The organism is Nitrobacter winogradskyi (genome assembly GCF_006539545.1).
Lineage (GTDB): Bacteria > Pseudomonadota > Alphaproteobacteria > Rhizobiales > Xanthobacteraceae > Nitrobacter > Nitrobacter winogradskyi_A.
In genome coordinates, this window is sequence record NZ_BJNF01000142.1 from 1 (window position 1) to 2215 (window position 2215).

General features: G+C 58.1%; 3 protein-coding genes. All 3 read right to left on the reverse strand.

Annotation, left to right across the window (positions count from 1 at the left end):
• Positions 1–721: helix-turn-helix domain-containing protein (locus NWI01_RS20000; protein WP_244613901.1), on the reverse strand; the 721-nt coding region annotated here is incomplete at its 3' end.
• Positions 722–730: 9 nt separating this feature from the next.
• Positions 731–961 (reverse strand): hypothetical protein, encoded by a 231-nt coding sequence (locus NWI01_RS20005; protein WP_181410593.1) that lies wholly within the window; start codon positions 959–961, stop codon positions 731–733.
• Between the two features lie 266 nt (positions 962–1227).
• Entirely contained in the window at positions 1228–2001 is a 774-nt protein-coding gene (locus NWI01_RS20010; protein ID WP_307723477.1) for a recombinase family protein, read from the reverse strand.
• Positions 2002–2215: the final 214 nt, after the last annotated feature.

A 2215-nucleotide genomic window follows, 5' to 3' on the forward strand; every position in this document is an offset into this window, starting at 1 on the left:
CCGCGATGCACAAGCCCACATTGGATCCGACGGCATTGTGCTTCAGCAGACGACGCGATCGTCTGGCAGCGGCTTCGCAGCACACAGCGTCTCTCTGCAAGTCGGCGAGCCGGATAATCCAGGGCGCCCCGGCGAACAGCTGTCGGGCCGGAAGAGTGCCGCTACTGACCATCCGATAGGCCGTCGTGCGGCTCACCTTCAGAATGCCGGCGGCTTCATCTAACGTCACTTCGGCGCGCTCGGCTCGTTCACCTTCGCGGTAGACAGGAATGCCATTAGTGTTTCGGAGGCTGCAAACGTGGGATCGTGTCCAACTCGCACCATGGGCTGTCAGCTTGCTGGACAGATTGAGAATCGCAGCGATTGCCGTGTCCGATAATTGCCTCGCCAATACGCGAACGAGATCGAGGACATCGGCTTCTACCGTCCAGCGGGTCTGTCCGACCTTGTTCTTTTTGACCGTCAACTGGGTGTGGTCGCCGCCTTGCCAGTGAATGATGAGCGCCAATGTATCACCCACGACATCGACGATGATCTCTTTGACAAACAGTCTGATGATCTTCTTGCGTATCTCGACGGACGCCCCGGGACTGTTCCACGCCTTGGTCAAATCCTTGCCGAGAGTCGTCAGCCTCGCGCGATCCGTGGCGGAAAGCGCTGGGATATGCTGCGCCTGTTTGAGGATCTCGAACTGGGTCTCCAGGTCGCGCAGTTGAACCAACTTCTCGTTTCAGCGTCGCTCCAGCTCACTGGCAACCAGCCGGTTATCGGGATCGACGACATCGTACTGCCGCCGTGCCCGGGCGACTTCGTATTGAGCGTGCTGGATTGCGTTCTCGATCTGTTGGCGCTTGTCGCAGTGATATACGTTCTGGGCTTCCATCGCGGCTAGTGCTGCTTCAATCGCAAGAGGCTGCAGTCGATCGAGCACCTCACGGACGACAGCGCGATCAACGCGCATGCCGCCGAATCCGATGCACATGCTGGCCGCTTTAGTGCTGAATGCACCACGACAGACATATCGCTGCGTACTACCGCCCTTTCCAGGGTACTAGATGTGCAAGCGTCTGCCACAGTGCGCACAACGGAATAACCCCGGCAGCAAGGCTTCGCCGCGCCTTATGGAGCCGCGACCCATATAACTCTTCCCATTGGCCGTGTCGGCGATCAGATGCTGATTCCGCTCGAAGTCAGCCGAAGTAATATAGCCCGCGTGATGGTCGTGGATCAAAAACCTCCCAGTCCTTCCAATTGCGCCGGAGTGTATCGCGCATGATCCGCTTGCGGCCGTCCTTGATTGTCACCCGTGTTCCCCGCCGACCATAGGCGTAAGAGCCAGCGCATACCGGATTCGTCAGCATGTGGTGCAGCGTGTGATAGACCGGTGCCTTTCCATTCGACTGGGCGTTTACCGCGACCTTGCATAATCGCTGGAACGAGAATGTTCTCCTGCCTGAACCAGAGCAGCACCTGTCGGATTGATTGTAGCTCGGCGAATTTGCGGAAGACGAGCAAGATTCCGTCCTGGATCCGCCGATCAGGATCCTTCTCGACACGGCTGTCATCCGTCTTCACGTAGCCGACGGCAACGGTCAAATGAAGTTCGCCCCGTCGTGCCTTTTGGCGCTTGGCCTCGAGGGACCGCTGCCGGAAGACCGACAACTCCATCTCACTCATGGTGCCCTTCATGCCAAGCAATAGCCGGTCATTGGGTGAGCGTGGATCATAGATGGCCTCCTCGTCGACAATCAACGTGCCGACCAGGCCGCAGAACTCCAACAAAGTGTGCCAATCTCTGCCGTTCCGGGCAAGGCGTGATACCTCGAGCGATACCACGGCGCCAACCCGTTCTTCACAAATCGCGGACAGCAGCTTCTCGAAGCCCGGTCGGACCATTCCGCCACCGGATCCGGCCGAGATCATCATCGACAAGCTGGACGTCTTCCCAACCAAGCTGCCGCGCGCGTTCACCCAAGCCATACTGGCGTCGTCAACGGCCATCCCAACAGCCGGATCAACGATCTGCTGCCTTGGGCCTATACTGCTGCGCTGAATACCAGGGAAGTGGCCTGAAAACACCGCTCACGCATTATGAGCGACTTGACTCAAGTTTTTCGGCCTTCTGCCGATATATCCATATATATACGACGAGTATGGGCGCGAGGACGGTGCGGTGACGTCCATTTGCCTGAAGTTGCTTCAGGCAAATGGACGT